A 17,297-nucleotide genomic window follows, 5' to 3' on the forward strand; every position below is an offset into this window, starting at 1 on the left:
GAGGCCATCACCCAAGAAATGGATATGTACACCTGCAAAAAATCCATCGCCTAAGACATAGTCATCGCTGGCAAGCCAAGCTCCCACTGGTTTCTGCGTCGTGCACAGAAACCTCATTCGGCGTTGGCGACAGTGAAAAAAAGCCAATCAGGCCATCGGAAAATGTATCCGAAACGCCGCGCCGCCCAAGGGTGAATCGCCCAGGGTCAGCTTGGCGCTGTAGCTCTCGATGATGTCCTTGACCACCGCCAGACCAATGCCCTGCCCCGGATGCTGACGGTCGAGGCGCTCGCCCCGTTGCAGAATCCTCGCGCGCTGGTCCACCGGTACGCCGGGGCCGTCGTCTTCGACGCACAGCTCGAGCCCCACCAGGCTCTCGCGCACGCTGATGCGCACTTCCTGCAAACACAGGCGATAGGCGTTTTCCAGCAGATTGCCGAGCATTTCCAGCAAGGCGCCCTGCTCGATCGGCACGTAACAGTGTTCCGGCAGATCGAAGGTGACCTTGACCCGTTTGTCGCGGTACACCTTGTCCAGGGTGTCGCAGAGGCTTTGCAGCACCGGGCGCAGGCGCACCTGATGGCGCACCAGGCCGCTTTTGCGCAGGCTGGCGCGCTGCAATTGATAGCTGATTTGCTGGCTCATGCGCTCGATCTGCCCTTGCAGCACCCAGGCCTGATCGCGATTTTCCGGACGCTGCGCCATGTCTTCACTGACCCCTTGCAACACCGCCAACGGGGTTTTCAGGCTGTGCGCCAAATCGTCCAGAGAATCGCGATAACGACTGCGTTGCTCGCGCTCGCTGTGCAGCAGACGGTTCAGCGAGCCGGTCAGGCGCAGCAGTTCGCGCGGGTGTTTTTCGCTGAGGCTTTCGCGGGTGCCGCCCTCGATTTCATCGAGTTCCTGGCTCAGCCGCCGCAGGGCGCGCAAGCCCCAAGTCAGGCCGCCCCACAACAACGCCAGCAGCACCAGCAACGCGGCGCCGAAACCGAGGTAGAGGTTTTCCCTCAGACCTTCGAGCGTGATCTCGTAATCGCGCACCGGTTGCAGGGCAACGATGCTGAACGCTGCGCTTTTGCCGCCGAGCAGTTGGACCTCGACGTCATAAACGAAGAACTCCTCGCCATTGGCCTCGCGGATCCGCGCAAACTCATTGCCGCGTCCGTCATAGCGTGGCTTGTAGTTGATGTGTTCTTCCTGAGTCGCCTTGGAGCGCCAGACCTGGCGCCCTTCGCGGTCATAGATGTAACCGAGCAAGCGGCTGTCGGTGAGGTTGAAGCGCTCGTCGGGCAACTGCGCCGGCATCACCAGGTGATTGCCGTCGACCCGGGCGGCGGAGATCAGCGTGGTCACGTCCGAGGCCAGCCGTTGCTCGATGGAATCCTGCAACGCCAGGCGGAACGCGCCCTGCATCGCCGGCAGCAGGGCCAGCATGAACAACACCGCCAGCAGCGCGGCGGCGAGCATCAAGCGCACCCGCAGGGAGCGAATCAAGTGCAGCGCTCGTTGAACAGGTAACCGAGGCCGCGCACGGTGTCGATCGGCTTGAAGCCCGCCGGCCCTTCGAGTTTGCGCCGCAACCGCCCGACCAACACTTCGATCACGTTTGGATCACGCTCGTCATCGTCCGGGTACAACTGCTCCATCAAACGATCCTTGGCCACCACTTGCTGGTGATGGCGCATCAGGTATTCGAGGATGCGGTATTCGTAGGCGGTCAGCGCCAGGGGTTGATCGTCGAGCGAGGCCTGTTTGCGATTGAGGTCCAGCCGCAACGGCCCGGCGACGATGGTCGATTGGGTGAAGCCGCTGGAACGGCGCAGCAGTGCATTGAGGCGAGCGTCCAGCTCTTCGAACTGGAATGGCTTGACCACGTAATCGTCGGCGCCGGCGGCCAGGCCTTCGACCTTGTCCTGCCAATTGCCCCGGGCGGTGAGGATCAGGATCGGAAAGCTCTTGCCGCGGGCGCGCAGCTGGCGGATCAGGTCCAGGCCGCCAAGGCCCGGCAGGCCGAGGTCGATCACCGCCAGGTCGTGGTTGAACTGCTCGGTCTGATACAGCGCCTCTTCGGCATTGGCCACGGCTTCCACCACATGACCGCTGTCGGTCAGACGGGTCAGCAAGTGATGGCGCAACAGCGCTTCATCTTCGACAACCAGCAGCTTCATAAGGGTCTCCCAGGCAATTCGATATCTTGCGCGGCATATTCGCGACGGCTCACGTGTTGATCCGGCCGCCTACCGGCTCCCACAGATCGTAGCGGCCCAGGGTGTCCTGGCGCAGTTTAATGCCATTGTAGGCACTGCACACGGTTTGATACGCCGCGCTGTAGCCCACTTGATGACGGGCCTGACCGAGGTGCGCGGCCCAACCATGATCCTCGCGGTGGCCGCCGCTGTCGGCGCTGCGGAAGCGGTCGTTGAGCGCGTGGGACTTTTTGTCCTTGTTGCCGGCCTGGCCCAGGTTTGGGTCCGCGAGTTTTTCATCCGCGGCGTGCACCAGGGCGCTGGCGCTCATGACGGTGAGTGCGAGCATCCATTTTTTCAAAGAAGTCATGGGTGTTTCCTCGGCGGTGTGCTTCTGGGTACGCGCCAAGGTTACCCACCTGCCCCTGAACTGGCCCTGAACACGCCTTGAACGGCGGCTGAATCAACAACGCGACCGCCAAACATTCCAGCGGCCGGGCTACCCACTCGCCCGGCAACCCGGCAAAATGCCGAACATGACGCCAATCCCCGCCCTCCCCGCCTGCTGCACCCCGCTCGATGCCCACTGGCCGCTGCCCGACGTGTTGCCGGGCACGGTGCTGATCGGCACGCATTTCAATCCGTTGAACCTGCGCGCAGATGATTTCCAGCGCAGCCTGGTGGAAGTGCCAGCGAGCATTCAGCGCTCGGTGGCCAAGCGGCAGGCAGAGTTTCTCGCCGGACGGGTGTGCGCCCGGGCCGCGTTGCTGCAGTTGGAAGGGTCCAGCGTGATTCCGCCCATTGGCGACGACCGCGCGCCGATCTGGCCGCCGCACATCAGCGGCTCGATTACCCACAGCACCGGGCGCGCGGCGGCGATCGTCGCGCATAAGCGCGACTGGCGCGGACTGGGCATGGACCTGGAAAACCTGCTCGACGCTGAACGCGCGGAACGCCTGGCCGGGGAAATCCTCAACCCGCCGGAACTGCAACGCATGGCCGCCGGCCGCCGCGACGACCTGGCGCTGTGCGTGACCCTGACCTTCTCGGTGAAGGAAAGCCTGTTCAAGGCGCTGTACCCGATCGTTCAGCAGCGCTTTTACTTCGAGCATGCCGAAGTGCTGGAATGGAACCGCCAAGGCCGGGTTCGGCTGCGGCTGCTGATTGATCTGAGCAACGAGTGGCGGCATGGCACCGAGCTGGAGGCGCAGTTTTCAGTGGCGGATGGGCAGGTGTTGAGTCTGGTGAGTATCAAGGCTTGAAGGTCTTGTGTTGGAGCTGATGGCCTCATCGCTGGCAAGCCAGCTCCCACTGGGGGTTTTGGTGTATTCACTTTTGTCTGAACACCTCAAATCACTGTGGGAGCTGCGGTGCGACGATTCGACTTGCCAGCGATGGCGGTAGCCCTGCCACCGCGGACCTCAAGGCTTGTCCTGATGCCGCGGCCAGCTCAGGCTGAAGCACGCCCCGCCGAGGTTTTTGCTTTTGCCGATCAACGCCCGGCCGTCGTGCCAGTGAATGATCCGCCGCACGATCGACAGCCCCAGACCATGGCCACCGGACGCGCGAGTGCGGCTGTCGTCGAGGCGCAGGAACGGGGTGAAGATTTTCTCCCAGGCTGACTCCGGCACGCCCGGCCCGTCATCTTCCACATCGACCCGACAGCGCAACTGCCCCACTTGATAACTGATCGAGACTTGCGACTGCGCATGGCGCATCGCATTGCTCACCAGATTCTGCAGCGCCCGGTGCAGGTAGCGCGGCTCGGCTTCGACCCAGGCGCCATCGCAGTCCGCGGCAGACAAGCAATGGCCGCGCTGCACATTGACATCGGCGCGCAGAGGCGCCAATTCTTCGATCACCTGATTAAGCAGCGCATCAAGATCGACCCGCTGGAAATTCAGCGCCGGCGAGCCTTGCTCCAGCCGCGCGTAGGTGAGCATCTCGTCCACCAGCCGATCGAGGTCCTCGATGTCGTGGTCCATGCCTTCGCGGTATTTCTCCAGGGCTTGAGGGGTGGTCGCCGAGCCGATCATCTCCAGACCGAAGCGCAGGCGCGCCACCGGGGTGCGCAATTCGTGGGACACCGCGCGCACCAGTTCACGCTGGATCGCCAGCAACTGCTGCAAGTGCTCGGCCATGCCGTTGAACGCCGACGCCAGGCGCCCCACCGAATCGGCGCCACGAGTTGGCACACGGGTTTCCAGGCTGCCCTTGGCGATGCGCGTGGCGGCGGCTTCGAGGCCGCGCAAACGGCGCTCCAGTTGCCGCACCAATAAATAGACGATCAGCCCGATCAGGCTTAACCCGAGGGCGGCGATCAACACCAGCCACTCCGGCGGATACGGATTCATCTGGTACAACGGGCCGATTTCCAAAACCCACGGCGTACCGACCATCCCGGAAAACACGCGGATCGAATCGCCGTTTTTGCCCAGCGCCATCACCGTGTCCCCCTCGGACACGCGCCGGGTCTGGTCCTCGTCCATGTCTGCTTGTTGCAGGGTGACCAGCCGCAAGTCGAAACCGAAGCCTTTATCTTCCTTGAGCTGCGCCAGGCGCTTGGGCTGCTCGACCACCGGGTAACGCACCAATTCGTCCGCCAGCAGGAAAATCGTCGCTCGGGCCAATTGCTCGCTGATCTGCTGCACCTCGCCGGTCAGCATCAGCTGTTCCTTGTCGCTGATCAGCCGATAGACCCTCGCCGCGTGTGGACCGGTTTGCTCGACCAGCGCCTGGCCGCGCAACACGCGGGTGCGCTGGCCGAGGTCGAGGTCGGTCTGGGCGAAGGTTTGCAGGGTGAGCGGAATCCCCAGCAGCCGCTCCCACACCAGCAGCGCACGGTGGCGTTCGGTCTGGTTCATCGGTTGCAGGTTGTCGGCCATCAGCGAAAACGTGCCGTGGGCCAGGCGTTCGCGGTATTGCTCGCTGCGCACCTGATTGAGCAGGTGCAGCGCCAGCACGCCGAGGACCGCCACCAGAATCAGCGCGGCGCACATGCCGCCGTAAATACGCAGAAAAATGGAATTCACAGCGGCAGGTCGACACAGGCTTCAGGCACGAACAAATAGCCTTTGCTGCGAATGGTCTTGATCAGCCGCGGATGAATCGGGTCATCGCCGATCTTCGGGCGGATTCGCGAGATGCGCACATCGATCGAGCGGTCCTGGCCGTCGTAGCCGATGCCGCGCAATGCGGTGAAGATTTCTTCCCGGGACAGGATGCGACCGGCGTTGGCCACCAGTAGCCACAGCAGGTCGAATTCGGCGCTGGTCAATTCGATGCCGACATCACTCAACCAGGCTTCGCGCAAGGCGTTATCCACCACCAGCGAGCCGAACTGCAGGCGCCGGGTTTTCTGCGGCGCCGCTTCCGGCGCTTCGCTGCGCCGCAACAAGGCCTGGATGCGCGCCAGCAGCAAGCGCGGGCGCACCGGTTTGCACACGTAATCGTCGGCGCCCAGGTCGAGGCCGAGAATCTGGTCGGTGTCGTCGCTGCGGGCGGTGAGCATCAGGATCGGCCCGTCATAGCGGTCGCGCACCTTGCGGCAGATGCTCAAGCCGTCTTCGCCGGGCAGCATCAGGTCGAGGATCACCAGATCCGGCTGCTCGTTGATGATCCGCGCCGCTGCCAGCGCCCCATTGCCTTCGATGGCGACGCGCAGGCCGTTGGCTTCCAGGTAGTCGCGAGTCAACTCAGCCAGCCGCTGGTCATCCTCGACGATCAATACCTGCCAGGCTTCTTGCTCCATGAACGACCTCTACTTGCCGACACTGATTAAAGGCTGGCCTCTATAAAGGAAGCTTTCTGCCCTCGGTTTGTCATGTCCCGTGTGCATGATCGGGGGATCGGAAAGGACGACACAACGGCCGATTGTATAAACGTCGCTCGCCGAGAACACAAGCCGCGAAACCGCCTCGGTCGGGACGATTTTTTGTGATAGCGTTCGCGCCCTCGAAATTTCAGCAGACGGATATCGAGGGATGAAAATCTGTGACAAACGGTCTACTCCAACGCCGTCGCGGCCTGCGCGTTATTTCCACCTGCAACACACACTTTACGCACAGCTTTATCCACAGGTAGTACGTTGCAATCCGTGTCCAAAACGCATTATCTTGTACCCCGGCGCCGAAAAAACCCTACATGTAGGGTTTTTGCGTAAAAGACCAACCATATTTCGGGCCCCGAACTCAAGCGCTTTATTGACTGTTTCCGGTGGAACGAAACGTTATTTTCAAAGCCCAAACCGCGCGCGCGGATGGCACCGTTATTTGAGCCGCTAACGGCCGAAACGGTACGGGTGTTGCAGTCCATGACTGTCACCCCGAAAGGAATCCCGGTCTCGAGCCCAGGCTCGAGCCAAAAGACTTCGGCATGGAAGCTGGCAGCACTGGCCTTCTTCCTACTGTCCCGAAGTTGTTATGCCCGACGCCAGTCGGTTGTAGTGCTTCAGGACGGAACGGTGGGCACCGTGATGGTGCCCAAACAAACATAAAGAACGTGGAGACACCCCCCCATGCAAACCGACACAACTCGCGAGAACCCGCAAGGCACCTTGCCGCAGGCCGCTGATTCGAATTCGGATCTGTCCGCCACCGCGCCGGGCCAATTGCGCGTGATCAAGCGTAACGGCACTGTCGTTGCTTACACCGATGACAAAATCACCGTCGCGATCACCAAAGCATTTCTCGCAGTTGAGGGCGGCACCGCTGCCGCCTCGTCGCGAATCCACGACACCGTGGCGCGCCTGACCGAACAGGTCACCGCGACCTTCAAGCGCCGCATGCCGTCGGGCGGCACCATCCACATCGAAGAAATCCAGGACCAGGTCGAACTGGCCCTGATGCGTGCCGGCGAGCAGAAAGTTGCCCGCGACTACGTGATCTACCGTGACGCCCGTTCCAAGGAACGCGCCGTCCGCAGCCCGGCCGAAGAAGCGGTCCAGGCGCACCCGTCGATCCGCATCACCCGCGCCGACGGCAGCCTCGCGCCACTCGACATGGGGCGCCTGAACACCATCGTCACCGAAGCCTGCGAAGGCCTGGAAGAAGTCGACGGCGACCTGATCCAGCGCGAAACCCTGAAAAACCTGTACGACGGCGTGGCCCTGACCGACGTCAACACCGCCCTGGTGATGACCGCCCGTACCCTGGTCGAGCGTGAGCCGAACTACTCGTTCGTCACCGCTCGCCTGCTGATGGACACCCTGCGCGCCGAAGGCCTGGGCTTCCTCGGCGTTGCCGAAAGCGCGACCCACCACGAAATGGTCGACCTGTACGCCAAGGCGCTGCCGGCCTACATCGCCAAGGGTATCGAATTCGAATTACTGAACCCGATCCTCGCGTCTTTCGACCTGGAAAAACTCGGCAAGGCGATCAACCACGAACGCGACCAGCAGTTCACTTACCTGGGCCTGCAAACCCTGTACGACCGTTACTTCATCCACAAGGACGGTATCCGCTTCGAACTGCCGCAAATCTTCTTCATGCGCGTGGCCATGGGCCTGGCGATCGAAGAGAAGCAGAAAGAAGACCGCGCCATCGAGTTCTACAACCTGTTGTCGTCCTTCGACTACATGTCCTCGACCCCTACCCTGTTCAACGCCGGCACCCTGCGTCCACAGCTGTCGAGTTGCTACCTGACCACCGTGCCGGACGACCTGTCGGGCATCTACGGCGCGATCCACGACAACGCCATGCTGTCGAAATTCGCCGGCGGCCTGGGCAACGACTGGACCCCGGTCCGCGCACTGGGCTCTTACATCAAGGGCACCAACGGCAAATCCCAGGGCGTCGTGCCGTTCCTCAAAGTGGTGAACGACACCGCCGTCGCCGTGAACCAGGGTGGCAAGCGCAAAGGCGCCGTGTGTGCCTACCTGGAAACCTGGCACATGGACATCGAGGAGTTCATCGAGCTCCGTAAGAACACCGGTGATGATCGCCGTCGTACCCACGACATGAACACCGCCAACTGGATCCCTGACCTGTTCATGAAGCGTGTCTTCGACGACGGCAAGTGGACTCTGTTCTCGCCATCCGAAGTACCGGACCTGCACGACCTGACCGGCAAGGCATTCGAAGAGCGCTACGAGTACTACGAAGCCCTCACCGAGTACCCGGGCAAGGTCAAGCTGTTCAAGACCATCCAGGCCAAAGACCTGTGGCGCAAAATGCTCTCCATGCTGTTTGAAACCGGCCACCCATGGCTGACTTTCAAAGACCCGTGCAACTTGCGCAGCCCGCAGCAGCACGTGGGCGTGGTTCACAGCTCGAACCTGTGCACCGAGATCACCTTGAACACCAACAAGGACGAGATCGCCGTTTGCAACCTGGGCTCGATCAACCTGCCGAACCACATCGTCAACGGCAAGCTCGACACCGCCAAGCTGGAACGTACCGTCAACACCGCCGTGCGCATGCTCGACAACGTGATCGACATCAACTACTACTCGGTGCCGCAAGCGAAGAACTCCAACTTCAAGCACCGTCCGGTTGGCCTGGGCATCATGGGCTTCCAGGATGCGCTGTACCTGCAGCACATTCCTTACGGTTCCGACGCCGCCGTCGACTTCGCCGACAAGTCCATGGAAGCGGTCAGCTACTACGCGATCCAGGCCTCCTGCGACCTGGCCGACGAGCGCGGTGCCTACGAGACGTTCCAGGGTTCGCTGTGGTCCAAAGGCATCCTGCCGCTGGATTCGCAACAGATCCTGATCGAACAGCGTGGCCAGAAATACATCGACGTTGACCTGAAAGAATCCCTGGACTGGGCACCGGTTCGCGCCCGTGTGCAGAAAGGCATTCGTAACTCCAACATCATGGCCATCGCACCGACCGCCACCATCGCCAACATCACCGGCGTGTCGCAGTCGATCGAACCGACTTACCAGAACCTCTACGTGAAATCGAACCTGTCGGGCGAATTCACCGTGATCAACCCGTACCTGGTCCGCGACCTGAAAGCCCGCGGTCTGTGGGACTCGGTGATGATCAACGACCTGAAGTACTACGACGGTTCGGTGCAGCAGATCGAGCGCATCCCGCAAGAACTCAAAGAGCTCTACGCCACCGCGTTCGAAGTCGACACCAAGTGGATCGTCGACGCCGCCAGCCGTCGCCAGAAATGGATCGACCAGGCGCAGTCGCTGAACCTGTACATCGCCGGCGCTTCGGGCAAGAAACTGGACGTGACCTACCGCATGGCTTGGTACCGTGGCCTGAAAACCACCTACTACCTCCGTGCCCTGGCCGCGACCAGCACCGAGAAGTCGACCATCAACACCGGCAAGCTCAACGCTGTTTCCAGCGGCGGCAACCACGGCGACGACTCGGTCCTGGCCGCTCCAGCCGGCCCGGCTCCAGTGCCAAAGGCTTGCGCCATCGACGAGCCGGATTGCGAAGCTTGCCAATAAGCTGAGCCTGGTTGGCGCTGAACAGCGCTGACATGGAACCCCCGACAGACCTCTGGTTTGTCGGGGGTTTTCTTTTGGCTGGGGGGAAGTGGTGGGTCAGGTGACGGTGTGGGGGAAGTGCGGCCGCCTTCGCGAGCAGGCTCGCTCCCACAATTTGGATTGGCGTACATCTGGTAGTGACTGGTTAGCTGTCAGGCCGCCATCGCTGGCAAGTCGAATCGTCGCACCGCAGCTCCCACAGGGTTCGGGGATGTCCGAAACAGTTGTGTACATCCATCAGGCCGAGTGTCAGCTCGCCGCGCTTTTGATCTTGATCTTGCTCTGCTTTTGATCCACCCGCCCCGTCGGAAGGCTGAGTGGAGGTGTTTATCCGGGGATTGGCGCGCAGCGCCGCATGACGCAGTCATGCTCATCGCATGCAGGTGCCAGCGAAGCCAACCGGAGGGCGATGCCCCCGGATGAATGCCGGAGCGAAGGTACTCCGAGCCTAGGCGAGGAGCCGGACGTCAGGGGCGAGACCTTTGCTTACTTTGGGGCGTTTGCCAAAGTAAGGCGCCGTAAGGGCGCAACCCTAAGCAGCCGTTACCGCAGCAACGGATATACACCCAAATCCCCCACCCAAAACACAAAAAACCCCTCAAAAAGAGGGGTCCCTTGCCCATCACCCAGACATCAAGTCATCTGAATAATCGTCTGCATAATCGTGCTCTGCGTAGAAATAGTCTTCGCATTCGCCTGATAGTTACTTTGCCCCTTGATCAAATCCACCAACTCATTGGTCAAGTTAACGTTCGACTCTTCCAACGAGTTCGCAACGATCGAACCCAACGTACCGGTCTTCGGCGCATCGATACCGGCCAGGCCCGAATCGAAGGTCTCTTTCCACGCTGTGCCGCCAATCGGCTGCAAGCCTTGCTCGTTGGCGAAGCTCGCAACGGCGACCTGGCCGATGGCCTTGGTCTGCTTGTTGCTGAACGTGGCGGTCAGAACACCGCTGGAGCTGATGGTCAGGCTGGAAATCTGCCCGGTGGCGTAACCATCCTGGCTTTGGAAGGTCCGCGCCGTCGCCAGGTTGTAGGACGTGGTGCTGGCCATGTTGAGCGTCACGCCGCCTGCTGCCGCGGCCGAACCGTTGGCCGCCCAGGTTGGCGGGTTAGTTGCTTTGTCAATGACCACGCCCGGCACCCAGCCAGTCATGGTCAGCTTGTTCCCGACCTGGGTCCAGCCAGTGGAGGTCATGGTGTCGATGCTGCCATCGGGCTTGAACACGATCTCGGCGGTGAGCGGCGTGCCCGGTGGCGGGGTCAACGGGTTGCTCGGGGTGCGGTCGCCATCCATGTAGGTGTAGACCGTCCAGGTGTTCGGCGCAGCGCCCTTCACGTAGTACTGGTCCATGCTGTGCGAGTTGCCCTGGGTGTCGAACACCTGAGTGGTGATCAGGCTGTTGTAGCTGCCCGGGGTGTTAACAGCGAACGGGGTGATTGCCGGCAGCGGATCCGAGGAGTTCAGGTTCAACGTCTGGTTGATGTTGGCCGTCGGTTTCGGGCTGAGGCTCGAAGTGTCGATCTTCAGGTCAGTCAGGATGCCGTTGATGATCTTGCCGTTGCCATCGACGCCGTAACCCTGCAAGCGGTTGCCATTGTTGTCGACGATGAAGTTTTCCGGGTCGACCTTAAATGCACCGGCACGGGTGTAGCTAAGGGAACCGTTGTCGCTCATCACGAAAAAGCCGTTGCCCTGGATCGCCATGTCCAGCACGTTGCCGGTGTTGCTCACGTCGCCCTGGCCGAACTGCTGGGAAACGTTAGCCAGGCGCACGCCGTTACCGACGGTTTTGCTGCCGGTACCCAAGCGGGTGGCCGAGTACACGTCTTCGAATTCCGCACGGGACGATTTGAAACCGGTGGTCGCCACGTTGGCGATGTTGTTACCGGTCACGTCCAGTTGTTTGTTGGCTGCATAGAGACCGCTAAGGCCGATATTGAAAGACATATTCCACTCCTTTGTGCCGGGTTAGTCGGCTCTACTTACCAATGGTTTGAACGTTGGAGATGCCCACCTTGCCGAGGCCGGCCAGGTTCAGCATTAACTCTTCGCCAGGAATCATGGTGACGCTGTTGACGGTCGCGGGCAGGTAGGTGTCCAACGCCACCGACTGACTGTCGATGGTGGTGGTGGCGGTAAAGGTGTAGCTGCCCGCCGGGGCCACTTCGCCTGCTTCGTTCTTGCCGTCCCACTTGAAATCGGTGACGCCGCCGTTCTGCTTCTCCAGGACGATCGAGCGCACGGCTTTGCCGTCGGCATCCTTGACGTTGATGGTCACGGTCAGCGGATCGCCCGACTCCGGGACCACCACAGTGCCGTCCATGGTCTTCGACGTGTCGACCACGGTCTTGTCGGTCTTGATGATCACCGAACGGCCCACCAGCGACGACGCCTGCAGCGCTTGCGACGAGCCGAACGCATCGGAGATGTTCTTCACCGAGTCGTTCAGGGTAGTGATGCCTTCCAGGCTGCTGAACTGCGCCAGTTGTGCCACGAACTCGCCGTTGTCCTGCGGATCGAGCGGGTTCTGGTTGTTGAGTTGGGTCACCAGCAGCTTCAGGAACGAGTCCTTGCCCAGGGTCTGACTACCGGTAGCCGTGCTGGTCGCCGAAGAGATCGCGTCGTTAGTGGTGGCCGGGGCTTTATAGGAGTTAGCCAGGACATCCTTGATGCTTACGCCGCCGGTGGTATCGGTCACACTCATTTGTGTCGCCCCTTATCACTGACCGAGGGTCAGGACCTTCTGCATCATGGTTTTGGCGGTGTTCATCATTTCAGCGTTGGTCTGGAACGAACGGCTGGCGGAAATCATGTCGGCCATTTCTTCAACCACGTTGACGTTCGGGTAGTAGACATAACCCTTCTCGTCCGCCGCGGGATGGTTCGGCTCGTAACGCGCATCGAGGTTGCTCTGGTCTTCGACCACGCCCAGCACTTGCACGCCTTGGCCGGCGGCATCCTGGTTCTGGAACAGCGAATCGCTGCCGCCGGTTTGGCCGCCCTGGAACATGGTGGCGAACACCGGGTGACGGGCGCGGTAGGTCTGGTCGATGCTCGACGACACGGTTTCGGCGTTGGCAATGTTCGAGGCCACGGTGTTGAGACGCGTGGTCTGGGCGCTCATGCCGCTACCGGCGATGTTGAAAACACTGGCAAGTGACATGAATTACTCCCCGCGCAGGGCTGAAACCAGCCCTTTGAATTTGCTGTTGAGCATGGTGAAGCTGGCCTGGAAGCCCACGGCGTTTTCCGCGTAGTTGGACTGTTCAAGTTGCGCATCAACGGTGTTCTGGTCGATCGACGGTTGCATCGGCGTGCGGTACATCAGCGATTCGCCGCCGTTGCCCACGCCTTCGGCCTCGATATGACGGCTGTTGGTCATGTTCAGGGCGAACTTGCCCCCCTTGGTCTTCTCGTTCTGCTCGGCGAGCACTTTCGAGAAGTCCAGGTCCCGAGCCTTGTAGTTCGGGGTGTCGGCGTTGGCGATGTTGTTGGCCAGGACTTCAGCACGCTGGGCGCGGAAGCCCAGGGCTTGTTCGTGGATACCGAGCGCTTTATCGAAGCTGATGCTCATGTCGGGAAACCTTCGGGTGACCTGATTTTTCGTATCAGGGATATAGCAAGCCGCGTGCCAAACCACTGAAGCCCCATAAACCGGGGCTTTGCCGGGAAGTGGCAAGGCGGCAATGCCAGAAAAGCGGCAATGGGCTTCCGCCAGATGCCGCTTTTCTGCCGCTTTCGCCAGCGCCAAGCCCTCCTCCTGTGGGGGCAAGCCTGCTCGCGAAGATGGCGTGTCAGTCGACATCCTCGTTGAATGACAGACTGCATTCGCGAGCAGGCTTGCTCCCACGAGGGGACGGTGCTGCCGGGGAAATCGCAGGCAAAAAAAACGGGAGCCCCTGAGGACTCCCGTTTTGCAATGCCGCCAACGAATCATTTCGCCTGATAAATAATCCCCGGGCTGCACTGGACCATTTGGTAATGATCCGGCAAACCGTTCAGCGCTTCCGACGCACCAAGGAACAAATAGCCTCCCGGCTTCAAGGTGCTGTGGATGCGCAGCAGGATGTCTTTCTTCACCTCGGCGGAGAAGTAGATCAACACGTTGCGGCAGAACACGATGTCGAATTTGCCCAGGCTGGCGTAGCTGTCCAGCAGGTTGAACGAGCGGAATTCCACGCGGCTTTTGATTGGCGCCTTGATCGCCCAGCGTCCTGGCCCTTTCGGGTCGAAGTAGCGCTGCAGGCGTTCGGGCGACAAACCTCGACCGATCGCCAGGCTGTCGTACTCGCCGGTCTTGCAGTTGTTGAGCATGGTGCCTGACAGGTCGGTGGCAACGATCTGCACGCCCATCTTCAACTGGCCGAGATTGACCCGTTCGAACTCGTCGATCGACATCGACAGCGAAAACGGTTCCTGGCCCGACGAACACGCCGCCGACCAGATCCGCAGGCGCTGGCCTGGCGCTGCCTTGATCGCTTCCGGCAAGACTTTGTTCTTCAGCACTTCAAACGGATAGGTGTCGCGAAACCACAGGGTTTCGTTGGTGGTCATGGCGTCCACCACCATCTCGCGCAAACCGCTGCGCGGCTGGGTCTGGATGCGCTGCACCAACTCGCCCAGCGACTTGATGCCCTGCTGCTCCATTAACTTATTGAGGCGGCTCGAGACCAGGTACTGCTTGTTTTCACCGAGCAAAATGCCACAGGCTTTTTCCAGGAAGACCCGGAATTGTTCGAAATCCAAATTACCCGTAGACAATGATGCCGCCTCTTACTCGTGTTGATCGCCAGCGGCAAAAGGCCCCTAGCTGATGTCTGCTGCTTTGATCCGCTCGACGACGCGGGATGCCAGGTCATCCGGGCGAAATTTGGCCAGGAAGTCATCAGCACCGACTTTCTTGACCATCGCCTGGTTGAACACGCCGGACAACGAAGTATGCAGGATGATATGCAGCTTTTGCATGCGCGGGTCGTTGCGGATTTCCGCCGTCAGGGTGTACCCGTCCATTTCCGGCATTTCGATGTCGGAAATCATCATCAGGAACTCTTCTTCCGGCTTCTTGCCTTCATCGACCAGTTTGCGCAGGTAATCCAGCGCTTGCCGCCCATCGTTCAACGCCACCACTTCGACGCCGACCGTTTGCAGGCAACGGGTCACCTGCTTGCGCGCCACCGACGAGTCATCAACCGTCAGCACCCGCAGCGACAGCGCCTTGTGTTGGGTTTCAACGTCCACCACACCGATCGAAATCGCTTCCGGAGTGGGCGCGACTTCCGCCAGCACTTTCTCGACGTCGATGATTTCGACTAACTGATTGTCCACCCGAGTCACAGCGGTCAGGTAATGATCCCGACCAGTGCCCTTGGGCGGTGGATGGATCTCTTCCCAGTTCATGTTGACGATGCGCTCCACCGAGCGCACCAAAAACCCCTGGGTCTTGGTGTTGTACTCGGTGATGATCACGAACGGATTGCTTTGGTCGAGCAACCGGCCAGAACCGGTGGCCATGGCCAAATCAAGAATCGGAATGGTCGCCCCACGAATATTTGCCACCCCGCACACGACAGGACTGGACTTGGGCATCAACGTCAGCTTCGGGCATTGCAGCACCTCGCGCACCTTGAATACGTTGATCCCGTAGAGCTGCTGGCCGTCAAGACGGAACAACAACAACTCCAGGCGATTCTGCCCCACCAGCTGTGTGCGCTGGTTTACCGAATCCATTACACCCGCCATGCCAGACTCCCCAACCAACGCTAAGTGTGTTGCGACGCACATTCATCACTAAACGGCACGGCGCTTGCTTTTTAACTTGTCATGAACGCACAAACGACATTTTTTCGACGCCTGACCTCCGCTGGCCGCCAATGGCTGTGTGCGGCGACGGCGCTCGTTCTGTTTAACGCTGGCGGCCCTGCCCTTGCGGACTCGGTCACCCTGCCTGATCTACTTATCGGCGTCACCCAGGGCTTTCTTGAATTCACCGTAGAGGACTATCTGGCCACCAGTCAAACGGAAGGTCGCTATGAAATCCAGGTGAATCAGCTCGATCCGCGCATGCGCATGCCTGCCTGCGACAAGGAATTGACAGCGACCCTGGAGAGCCCGGCGACCCCGATTGGCCGGGTCACGGTGAAGCTGCGTTGCGACGGCGTGTCGCCCTGGACCGTGTTCGTGCCCGCTCAAGTCCGCCTGTTTCGCGATGTCGTGGTGACCGTCCGGCCGCTGAAACGCGCGGGGATTATCGAGCCCGGGGACGTGGCCATGCGTGAACGCGACATCAGCCTGATCAGCCAGGGTTACCTGACGTCGGTGGACCAGGCGATCGGGCAGCGATTGACCCGACCAACGGTCAATGATCAAGTGATTACCCAAGTGCACATCGAACAAGCCGAAGTGATCCGCAAAGGTGACCAGGTGGTGATCACCGCCCGCAGCGGCACGCTCAGCGTGCGGATGCCCGGCGAAGCCCTCGCCAACGGCGGCATGAGCGAGCAAATACGAGTCAAGAACCTTAATTCGCAACGGGTGATCAAGGCGCAAGTGACCGCGCCGGGACAGGTGCAGGTGTCTATGTAGAAGACCGGATGGACGACTGGCGCGCAGCCCGGCTGTTCCCTAAACTGTGGCCCATGCTGGCAAGCGCTGACGTGCGCACGCTCATTGATAAATGAGCCTAAAGTTTTTCGGGGTATGGCCGAAAACATGGCAAGCGTCCAAATATCCAGAGGTTTTCAATCATGGTCATCGATTTCAGCCGTTTAAACAGCTCCCCGTCACTCACAGGCAGTACGCGTACCAGCGCCAGCAAGGATCTCGGAGAAACCGACAAGTCCGCGACGCTGAATAGCCCGGCCGAACAGGCCGCTGCCGCCAAGAGCGGGGAATCGGTACACCTCAGCAATGAGGCTCAGCAGTTGCAGAAGGTCACTGACAAGCTGCGCGATCAACCTGCGATCGACAAGGCGCGTGTCGCCGAGTTGAAAGCAGCCATCGCCGATGGCAGCTACAAAGTCGACAGCAACCGTGTAGCCAGCAAACTGCTCAACTTCGAAGCCCAGCGCTAAGGCCCCGGCCGGCGCCAGGCTTTTGGACGCTTAAAAACCAAGGCCAGCCATGCACGACACTAATCTACTGCAACTGATCACCGACGACTTTGCCCCAGCGCAGTATTTGCTGGAGCTGCTGCAGACCGAGTCGCTCGCCCTGCACGGTCGCGACATGCCTCAACTCGAGGACATTCTGGCGCAGAAGCAGGCGATGATCGTGTTGCTCGAACAGCATGGCCGCAAGCGCAGTGAACTGCTGGTCAGCCTGAACCTGCCGCCGACCCGCCAGGGCCTCGAGCAACTCGCCAGTCACTCCGACATTGGCGAACAGTTGCTCAGCAGCAGCGATGAATTGACTCGCCTGCTCAACGCCTGCCAGGACATCAACACCCTCAATGGCCGCTCGATCCAGGTGCAGCAGGCCGCCACGGCCAATCAGTTGAAAATCCTCAATGGTGGCGAACCGCCGACCCTCTACGATGCCCGTGGCTCGACCGCCAACATGGCCAAACCACGCCCGCTCAGCCAAGCCTGACATATCACGTAAATGAGCGCGCTCTATTCAAAGCGCGCAACATGCTGGCAAAATGCTGGCTCTTGGAA

Annotated in this window: 16 protein-coding genes; 5 read left to right on the forward strand and 11 right to left on the reverse strand. The window is 60.6% G+C overall.

The window, feature by feature from the left end; translation table 11 throughout:
* Nucleotides 1-147 precede the first annotated feature (147 nt).
* From RG836_RS18370 to RG836_RS18380, 3 genes are read right to left on the reverse strand one after another with little or no spacing between them, the layout of a single operon-like run.
* On the reverse strand, nucleotides 148-1,494 hold the full coding sequence (locus tag RG836_RS18370; protein ID WP_310848180.1) for an ATP-binding protein: 1,347 nt from the start codon (nucleotides 1,492-1,494) through the stop codon (nucleotides 148-150).
* Nucleotides 1,491-2,168: a response regulator transcription factor gene (locus RG836_RS18375; RefSeq protein WP_310848182.1), complete on the reverse strand. Its 678-nt coding sequence runs from the start codon at nucleotides 2,166-2,168 to the stop codon at nucleotides 1,491-1,493. The genes RG836_RS18370 and RG836_RS18375 overlap by 4 nt, the downstream gene beginning before the upstream one ends.
* A 49-nt stretch (nucleotides 2,169-2,217) precedes the next feature.
* Nucleotides 2,218-2,556: a hypothetical protein gene (locus RG836_RS18380; RefSeq protein WP_310848183.1), complete on the reverse strand. Its 339-nt coding sequence runs from the start codon at nucleotides 2,554-2,556 to the stop codon at nucleotides 2,218-2,220.
* 166 nt (nucleotides 2,557-2,722) lie between these two features.
* Between RG836_RS18380 and RG836_RS18385 the strand changes: the two genes are divergently transcribed.
* A complete protein-coding gene (locus RG836_RS18385; protein ID WP_310848185.1) occupies nucleotides 2,723-3,448 on the forward strand; it encodes a 4'-phosphopantetheinyl transferase family protein in 726 nt (241 codons plus the stop codon).
* A gap of 159 nt (nucleotides 3,449-3,607) precedes the next feature.
* Here RG836_RS18385 and RG836_RS18390 read toward each other — a convergent pair whose 3' ends face one another.
* Together RG836_RS18390 and RG836_RS18395 are read right to left on the reverse strand one after the other, a co-directional pair.
* Nucleotides 3,608-5,218 (reverse strand): ATP-binding protein, encoded by a 1,611-nt coding sequence (locus tag RG836_RS18390; RefSeq protein WP_310848187.1) that lies wholly within the window; start codon nucleotides 5,216-5,218, stop codon nucleotides 3,608-3,610.
* Complete coding sequence (locus RG836_RS18395; protein WP_310848189.1) at nucleotides 5,215-5,937, reverse strand: response regulator; 723 nt, start codon at nucleotides 5,935-5,937, stop codon at nucleotides 5,215-5,217. The genes RG836_RS18390 and RG836_RS18395 overlap by 4 nt, the downstream gene beginning before the upstream one ends.
* A gap of 765 nt (nucleotides 5,938-6,702) precedes the next feature.
* On the opposite strand from RG836_RS18395, the gene RG836_RS18400 reads away from it, so the two are divergent.
* Nucleotides 6,703-9,597 (forward strand): ribonucleoside-diphosphate reductase subunit alpha, encoded by a 2,895-nt coding sequence (locus RG836_RS18400; protein WP_310848191.1) that lies wholly within the window; start codon nucleotides 6,703-6,705, stop codon nucleotides 9,595-9,597.
* A 672-nt stretch (nucleotides 9,598-10,269) separates the two neighbouring features.
* Here RG836_RS18400 and flgE read toward each other — a convergent pair.
* From flgE to RG836_RS18430, 6 genes are all read right to left on the reverse strand, one after another.
* Nucleotides 10,270-11,589: a flagellar hook protein FlgE gene (gene flgE, locus RG836_RS18405; protein ID WP_310848193.1), complete on the reverse strand. Its 1,320-nt coding sequence runs from the start codon at nucleotides 11,587-11,589 to the stop codon at nucleotides 10,270-10,272.
* Between the two features lie 31 nt (nucleotides 11,590-11,620).
* On the reverse strand, nucleotides 11,621-12,346 hold the full coding sequence (locus tag RG836_RS18410) for a flagellar hook assembly protein FlgD (protein ID WP_310848194.1): 726 nt from the start codon (nucleotides 12,344-12,346) through the stop codon (nucleotides 11,621-11,623).
* A gap of 15 nt (nucleotides 12,347-12,361) precedes the next feature.
* Nucleotides 12,362-12,805, reverse strand: a complete 444-nt coding sequence (gene flgC / locus RG836_RS18415; protein ID WP_310848196.1) for a flagellar basal body rod protein FlgC — start codon at nucleotides 12,803-12,805, stop codon at nucleotides 12,362-12,364.
* A gap of 3 nt (nucleotides 12,806-12,808) precedes the next feature.
* Nucleotides 12,809-13,216: a flagellar basal body rod protein FlgB gene (flgB, locus tag RG836_RS18420; protein WP_310848198.1), complete on the reverse strand. Its 408-nt coding sequence runs from the start codon at nucleotides 13,214-13,216 to the stop codon at nucleotides 12,809-12,811.
* A 359-nt stretch (nucleotides 13,217-13,575) separates the two neighbouring features.
* A complete protein-coding gene (gene cheR, locus RG836_RS18425; RefSeq protein WP_310848200.1) occupies nucleotides 13,576-14,403 on the reverse strand; it encodes a protein-glutamate O-methyltransferase CheR in 828 nt (275 codons plus the stop codon).
* 45 nt (nucleotides 14,404-14,448) lie between these two features.
* Nucleotides 14,449-15,381: a chemotaxis protein CheV gene (locus RG836_RS18430; RefSeq protein ID WP_310848202.1), complete on the reverse strand. Its 933-nt coding sequence runs from the start codon at nucleotides 15,379-15,381 to the stop codon at nucleotides 14,449-14,451.
* A gap of 81 nt (nucleotides 15,382-15,462) precedes the next feature.
* Between RG836_RS18430 and flgA the strand changes: the two genes are divergently transcribed.
* From flgA to RG836_RS18445, 3 genes are all read left to right on the forward strand, one after another.
* Nucleotides 15,463-16,224, forward strand: a complete 762-nt coding sequence (gene flgA, locus RG836_RS18435; protein WP_310848203.1) for a flagellar basal body P-ring formation chaperone FlgA — start codon at nucleotides 15,463-15,465, stop codon at nucleotides 16,222-16,224.
* 161 nt (nucleotides 16,225-16,385) lie between these two features.
* A complete protein-coding gene (gene flgM / locus RG836_RS18440; RefSeq protein ID WP_310848204.1) occupies nucleotides 16,386-16,712 on the forward strand; it encodes a flagellar biosynthesis anti-sigma factor FlgM in 327 nt (108 codons plus the stop codon).
* Nucleotides 16,713-16,761: 49 nt separating this feature from the next.
* Nucleotides 16,762-17,229, forward strand: coding sequence for a flagella synthesis protein FlgN (locus RG836_RS18445; protein ID WP_310848206.1), 468 nt, complete (start codon nucleotides 16,762-16,764; stop codon nucleotides 17,227-17,229).
* The last annotated feature ends 68 nt before the right edge of the window (nucleotides 17,230-17,297 follow it).

The organism is Pseudomonas rhizozeae (assembly GCF_031583775.1).
In the GTDB taxonomy this organism is placed as follows: domain Bacteria; phylum Pseudomonadota; class Gammaproteobacteria; order Pseudomonadales; family Pseudomonadaceae; genus Aquipseudomonas.

What these genes read in the sequence shown, in the direction of transcription:
- RG836_RS18375 (WP_310848182.1), bottom strand. Translation starts at nt 2,168, where the DNA reads ATGAAGCTGCTGGTTGTCGAAGATGAAGCGCTGTTGCGCCATCACTTG.
- RG836_RS18380 (WP_310848183.1), bottom strand. Translation starts at nt 2,556, where the DNA reads ATGACTTCTTTGAAAAAATGGATGCTCGCACTCACCGTCATGAGCGCC.
- RG836_RS18385 (WP_310848185.1), top strand. Translation starts at nt 2,723, where the DNA reads ATGACGCCAATCCCCGCCCTCCCCGCCTGCTGCACCCCGCTCGATGCC.
- RG836_RS18395 (WP_310848189.1), bottom strand. Translation starts at nt 5,937, where the DNA reads ATGGAGCAAGAAGCCTGGCAGGTATTGATCGTCGAGGATGACCAGCGG.
- RG836_RS18400 (WP_310848191.1), top strand. Translation starts at nt 6,703, where the DNA reads ATGCAAACCGACACAACTCGCGAGAACCCGCAAGGCACCTTGCCGCAG.
- flgE (WP_310848193.1), bottom strand. Translation starts at nt 11,589, where the DNA reads ATGTCTTTCAATATCGGCCTTAGCGGTCTCTATGCAGCCAACAAACAA.
- RG836_RS18410 (WP_310848194.1), bottom strand. Translation starts at nt 12,346, where the DNA reads ATGAGTGTGACCGATACCACCGGCGGCGTAAGCATCAAGGATGTCCTG.
- flgC (WP_310848196.1), bottom strand. Translation starts at nt 12,805, where the DNA reads ATGTCACTTGCCAGTGTTTTCAACATCGCCGGTAGCGGCATGAGCGCC.
- flgB (WP_310848198.1), bottom strand. Translation starts at nt 13,216, where the DNA reads ATGAGCATCAGCTTCGATAAAGCGCTCGGTATCCACGAACAAGCCCTG.
- RG836_RS18430 (WP_310848202.1), bottom strand. Translation starts at nt 15,381, where the DNA reads ATGGCGGGTGTAATGGATTCGGTAAACCAGCGCACACAGCTGGTGGGG.
- flgA (WP_310848203.1), top strand. Translation starts at nt 15,463, where the DNA reads ATGAACGCACAAACGACATTTTTTCGACGCCTGACCTCCGCTGGCCGC.
- flgM (WP_310848204.1), top strand. Translation starts at nt 16,386, where the DNA reads ATGGTCATCGATTTCAGCCGTTTAAACAGCTCCCCGTCACTCACAGGC.
- RG836_RS18445 (WP_310848206.1), top strand. Translation starts at nt 16,762, where the DNA reads ATGCACGACACTAATCTACTGCAACTGATCACCGACGACTTTGCCCCA.